Here is a 5,866-nt window from a genome sequence, read left to right as displayed (position 1 = left end):
CGGCAAGTGAGCGAATCCCCGGGAGCTTACTCTGGTAAGTGACTGGGGTGAACGAACGCGGCCAACACACCTGCAACTTGAAGTATGACGGGTATATAGATAGCTCTTGTTTAACCAGTAACATCGCCTTCTGGAACACTCACCTTAAGAAAAATCTGCAGTAAGAAAGCTTTTTACCCCACACAGGATGCTGTACGTTCGGATACACGATTTATGTTGCTTCCGGCCCCTGTTTCTGCGGAAATAACGCAGCAGAAAATCGATGTTAACCGTTTGAAATTACGCTATTCGCCTACTAAAAAAAGGCTGTTTTTTCTTCTTTTGCGGGCGTTAGAACTTCATTAAAATTATTCTTAACTTTCATAAACTTAAATCTGCTGCTACTTTCAATATACATAATTAACTCCCCAGAGAGTGATATGCGTAGAGACGTACTGTTATTACTGTGTTCATTTTGTCTATTTCCCGCGCTAGCTCAGGCTGACGATGATGGCATGAGTGCAAAAGATATTAAGACGCTGTTTTTCGGTCATGATGATCGTAAACCGGTGAATAACCCCACAGATACACCGTGGGATGCTATCGGGCAACTGGAAACCGCCAGCGGTAACCTCTGCACCGCCACGCTGATTGCGCCAAATATGGCGCTAACCGCCGGGCACTGCCTGCTTACACCGCCCAAAGGCAAACCGGATAAACCCGTTGCGCTGCGCTTCATCTCGCGTAAAGGGGGATGGGTGTATGAAATTCACGGTATTGAAGGCCGGGTTGACCCATCGCTTGGTAAACGGCTGAAGGCCGACGGCGATGGCTGGATAGTGCCCTCAGCGGCTGCACCGTGGGATTTTGGCCTTATCATGCTGCGCTACGCCCCCTCCGGAATTACGCCGGTACCCATTTTTAGCGGCAGCAAGGCCGATTTGACCGCCGCGCTGAAGACCGCTGAACGCAAAGTCACGCAGTCCGGCTATCCGGAAGATCATCTGGATAATCTCTACACTCATGAAGATTGTGTGGTGACCGGCTGGGCGCAGACATCGGTGCTGTCGCATCAGTGCGACACCTTACCGGGCGATAGCGGTTCCCCGCTGCTGCTGAAAACCGACGCGGGTTGGCAGGTTATTGCGGTACAGAGTTCGGCTCCGGGACCTAAAGATCGCTGGCGGGCGGATAACCGAGCCATATCGGTGACTGGTTTTCGCGACAAACTGGAAACGCTGGCCGCCCAATAAGCGGTCAGCCCTGCTGCTGACGCAGCTGTAGTAAAGAAGCGACGGGCATCGGCTCGCTGAAATAGAATCCCTGCAATCTGTCGCATCCCGCACGACGCAGCAGCGCCAGCTGTTGCTGGTTTTCAACGCCTTCCGCCACCACCGTAATGCCTAGCGCCCCGGCAATACGCACGGTACCACGCACCAGCTCCGCCGCCTGGGTATCGACATCCACCAGCCCGGCCAGCGATTTATCGATTTTGAGACTGTCAAAGCTGAAGCTACGTAAATAACCGATGCTGGAATATCCGGTACCGAAATCATCCAGCGCCACCGCAATGCCCAGCGATTTTAAATTCTCAATCGCCGCCCTCGCGCGATCGGGATTTTCCAGAACATAGCTCTCGGTGACCTCAAGCTGCAATCGGCGGGCCGGGAAATGGCAGCGTCCAAGCACCTGTACCACGCGCGACTCAAACTCCGGATCGCGAAACTGCGCCGGAGAGATATTCACTGACAGCAGCAGATCGCCCATTGGCTGCAGGTCACAGCAGGCGCGATAGAGGACAAACTGGCCGAGGGCGTAGATCAGGCCGCTGCTCTCGGCAATGCCGATAAACGCATCCGGCGGCAGCGCCCCCTGAGGGCGTCGCGGCCAGCGCAACAGCGCTTCCACCCCTTCCATCACCAGCGTATCGGCGTTAACAATCGGCTGATACCAGACATCGAACTCATCGTTTTCCAGTCCCTGACGAATGCCGTTTTCGATATTGAGCTGATACTGCCGCGCGTCGCTGAGCGCTTCGTCATACCAGGTCGTGCGCCCTTTGCCAGTTTTCTTCGAGTGATACATGGCAATATCGGCACGGCGAAACAGCTCTGTGCTGGAGCAGGTCGCCGGAACACCGCTGGCAATACCAATACTGGCGCTGATATAGATTTTGCGATCGTTTAAGGTGACGGGGGCTTTCAGCATTTCCAACACCGCCCAGGCAAAAGCTGACGCCTGATTGACTGCCAGCTCCCCGCTGATTGTCATCGCGAACTCATCGCCGCCCATCCGCGCCAACATCCCACCGGAAGGAATGCGCTCCCGCAGCTCTTTGGCAATATGGGTGATCAGCGCATCGCCAACATCATGGCCGTAGTTATCATTGACATCTTTGAAGCCGTCGAGGTCGATAAACACCACGCTTTGCGTTTGATATTGCGAATTTTCACAAACCTGATTCAGCCGCTCGATTAGCGCCCGGCGGTTAGGCAAGCGGCTTAGCCAGTCGGTCATGGCGATATTGCGCGCCAGCTTTTCACCGCGCGCTAGCTTGTAAAGACCCAGACTGCTAAACAGAATAAACAGCAAGATAAGCCCAGCCGCTACCGCAGCAATCAGCCGAATACTGTTCGATGCCGCCCGCGATGCCTCCGCACCGGGAAGTCCTGGCTGCCAGCTGAGGTAACCCACGATCTCTCCGGCATGAGTACGCAGCGGAATACTGTATTCACCGCCGGTGGGAGTGACGTGCAGATTGCGAATCTGAAAGGTATCACCAAGGCGTTCGAGCATTTGCGGGTTAATGTGCCGGGTAATCACCAGATAGCGGCGGGTATCATCATGCACCTGCAGGCGTCCAACCGTTGGGCGAATCAGACCAATACCGATAAACGCAATACCGGCGCGGGTGCGGGTGATGCCCGCATAAGCGCTTTTACCGCTGCGTAGCGCTGCGGCATGCTGCGAGATGAGCGCATGAAAACCATTGCCTAAAAATTGCGTATCCTGCTCGGTAAAACTCTGGCTACGAAACGATCCCCACAAAACGCGATAGTGCTGGTCCAGCACGAAAGTGCCATCATAAAGATTGTTGATTTTAAAACCCGATCCCCATGAATTATAAAGCCATTGCGAATCGAGCTTCTCCGCATAGGTCTGATGAACCGCATCATCCCAGATGGCGTTATCCATCACCAGCGACAGCACGCGGTTGACCGAGGTCTGCACTGCGCCATCCACCGATAGCACAGAGCGATGCTTGTCGATTTCGTTGGCTTTGAGGCCTATCAGATGTTGAGAGAGATAGAGTAGAGAAATAACAGACACGATTAAGCCGATCCCGGCGAGGAAGATCATGATGGAAAGCGTTCTGGCGGAGGGGATATTGCGCCAACCTAACGAGTGAATCATGTTCTGCCCTCATCATGGCCGGTCAGGAGATACGCCGAACTGGCTCTTTTTTAAGAGTAATACAGAGGGCAGAATTTGCCGCCTGCATTCACAGGCGGCATCACATCAGGCGAGTTTAATTAGCACCATGCCAACGACCAAAAGCAACAAACCGGCCCAGCCTTTATAATTCAGACGTTGACCAAACAGTATCCAACCGGCGGCAATGGTCGCCGCGATACCGAAACCGCCCCACAGTGCATAAGCTACCGACAGGTCAATCCCCTTAACCGCCTGCGAAAGCGCGCTAAATGCGCCAAGGACCGCCGCTAAGGACATCACGCCGTAGAATTTACGCCGGAAGCCGTCGGAAAACTTAAGAAAAACGTTGGCGATAATTTCCAGCACAATCGCCAGCGCCAGCCAGGCGCCGTGAACCCACTCAAACTGTTGCATGAGTTCTCTCCTTGCGCTGTTTCACCGTTTTTTGCGTCCCGGACTTGATTAATACGATCCCGACGACCAGGGTGACCAGGCCAGCAATTTTTATCGCCGATAGCGTCTCATCAAACAACAGCACGCTGAAAATAGTGATCAGTAAAATACCGATCCCTTCCCACAGGGCGTAGGCCACGCCAAGGGCGATTTTTTTCACCGCGAAGGCGAGAAAAATATAGGAAAGCGCAATCATTACCAGCATTAAAATAAAACCAGTGTGTCCACCGCTTACGCTAGCCCATTTCATAGACAACGTGCCGGTAATTTCAGCAACGATAGCTAAAGCTAATAAAATCCAATAAAACATGATCCCTTCTCCTGCTTGAGAATATAATCCATTGCGGCTTACCGCGAAGTAAACCGGAAAAATTCTGACGTTATTTTAGCCGTGCGCAGCGCGCCAGCTCAGGCAGAGAGAAGAAGACTATAGCGCCGAGCGCCAGTGCTGCTCGCCAAGGAAGCGGGAGTTGAAGAGGGATACTGCAGGGTGATAAGAAATATACATCCTGAACTTATTGTCCATAAAATCACAATTATCCGCGCTATTGCTTCTCATCATTTGCGGATGAAAATTGTCCTCGGTAGTTATACACAGGCTAATTTGTACCATAGTGCTACATTTAACTCAAAGTCTTTGCAGTTCTTTACTTCTGAAATTTGATTTTGATTAGCTTTTTCTGATCCCGTTCGCCATTATGATCCCATTCCGTCAATTATAAATAAGCGGGCCGTTTTTTTCTTTTTAGCAGACACGCAGCGTTGAGACGCCGACTTTACCAGCGTCTACAATGAATTCACATTAGACTCAATTTTTTTCGCAGGGAGCGGTATGGCCAAACCCATCATCACACTTAACGGCTTAAAAATGGTCATCATGCTCGGCATGATGGTTATCATCCTGACCGGCATTCGCTTCGCGGCGGATATCATCGTTCCTTTCGTGCTGGCACTGTTTCTGGCGGTAGTCATTAACCCACTGGTTCAGCTTATGGTGCGCTGCCGGGTACCGCGGGTGCTGGCTATTTCACTGCTGGTGGGCCTGATTGTCCTGCTTGCCGTCGTGCTGTTGGCTTCGCTGGGGACTTCTCTCAATGAACTGGCGCGTACCCTGCCGCAGTATCGCAACTATCTCTATGAACCGATGCAGGCCATTGCGCCGTGGCTACAGCGCTTCGGCTTTACCGTTTCGGTGGTTGAGCTTAATAAATATATTGACCCTAACGCAGTAATGACTCTGGTCACCAGTCTGCTCACTCAGCTTTCAAACGCCATGTCCTCTATCTTCCTGCTGCTACTGACGGTGGTGTTTATGCTGCTGGAAGTCCCGCAGCTACCCGCCAAGCTGCAACAGCTGATGTCGCGGCCGGTGGAAGGCATGGGGGCGATTCAGCGCGCACTCGATAGCGTCTCCCACTACCTGGTGTTAAAAACCGCCATCAGTCTGGTAACCGGCCTGGTGGTCTGGGGAATGCTGGTGCTGCTCGATGTGCGTTTTGCCTTTATGTGGGGACTGTTAGCTTTCGCGCTGAATTACATTCCTAATATTGGTTCGGTTCTCGCCGCAATCCCGCCAATTTTGCAGGTGCTGGTGTTTGGTGGTTTGTACGACGCGCTGGTGGTTCTGGCGGGCTATCTGATTATCAACCTTGTGTTCGGTAACATCCTCGAACCGCGCATTATGGGCCGTGGGCTGGGGTTATCAACGCTGGTGGTGTTCCTGTCGTTAATTTTCTGGGGCTGGCTACTGGGGCCGGTTGGTATGCTGCTCTCAGTGCCGCTGACCATTATCGTCAAAATCGCTCTCGAGCAGACGGTCGCCGGGCAAAGTATCGCCTTTCTGCTGAGTGATTTGAGTAAAAACTAACGACATTGCACGCGCTTTCCCCGGAGGCGATGCTGGCGCATCTGTCCGGGCTACCTGCCCGCAGACGGCGGTGAACCCGTAGCCCGGTCAGCGCAGCGCCACCGGGAAGCAGCAGCGCCAGTGCATCAGTCC

The 5,866-nt window shown here is 52.9% G+C and carries 5 protein-coding genes; 2 read left to right on the top strand and 3 right to left on the bottom strand.

What is annotated here, in order from left to right; genetic code table 11:
- Nucleotides 1-419: 419 nt before the first annotated feature.
- Entirely contained in the window at nucleotides 420-1,232 is an 813-nt protein-coding gene (locus QVF11_RS24710) for a trypsin-like serine peptidase (RefSeq protein ID WP_142513901.1), read from the top strand.
- Nucleotides 1,233-1,236: 4 nt separating this feature from the next.
- Here the strand turns inward: QVF11_RS24710 and QVF11_RS24705 are convergent, their stop codons facing one another.
- From QVF11_RS24705 to mdtJ, 3 genes are all read right to left on the bottom strand, one after another.
- Entirely contained in the window at nucleotides 1,237-3,393 is a 2,157-nt protein-coding gene (locus QVF11_RS24705) for a putative bifunctional diguanylate cyclase/phosphodiesterase (RefSeq protein ID WP_287857304.1), read from the bottom strand.
- Nucleotides 3,394-3,498: 105 nt separating this feature from the next.
- Entirely contained in the window at nucleotides 3,499-3,828 is a 330-nt protein-coding gene (gene mdtI / locus QVF11_RS24700; RefSeq protein ID WP_142513903.1) for a multidrug/spermidine efflux SMR transporter subunit MdtI, read from the bottom strand.
- Nucleotides 3,815-4,177, bottom strand: coding sequence for a multidrug/spermidine efflux SMR transporter subunit MdtJ (mdtJ, locus tag QVF11_RS24695; RefSeq protein WP_112214329.1), 363 nt, complete (start codon nucleotides 4,175-4,177; stop codon nucleotides 3,815-3,817). The genes mdtI and mdtJ overlap by 14 nt, the downstream gene beginning before the upstream one ends.
- A 522-nt stretch (nucleotides 4,178-4,699) precedes the next feature.
- On the opposite strand from mdtJ, the gene QVF11_RS24690 reads away from it, so the two are divergent.
- Nucleotides 4,700-5,734, top strand: a complete 1,035-nt coding sequence (locus tag QVF11_RS24690) for an AI-2E family transporter (RefSeq protein WP_110274065.1) — start codon at nucleotides 4,700-4,702, stop codon at nucleotides 5,732-5,734.
- Nucleotides 5,735-5,866: the final 132 nt, after the last annotated feature.

It is taken from the genome of Klebsiella sp., from assembly GCF_027492335.1.
Lineage (GTDB): Bacteria > Pseudomonadota > Gammaproteobacteria > Enterobacterales > Enterobacteriaceae > Klebsiella > Klebsiella huaxiensis.
Note: the sequence above shows the minus strand (reverse complement) of the source record. Positions and strands in the feature narration are given on the sequence as shown.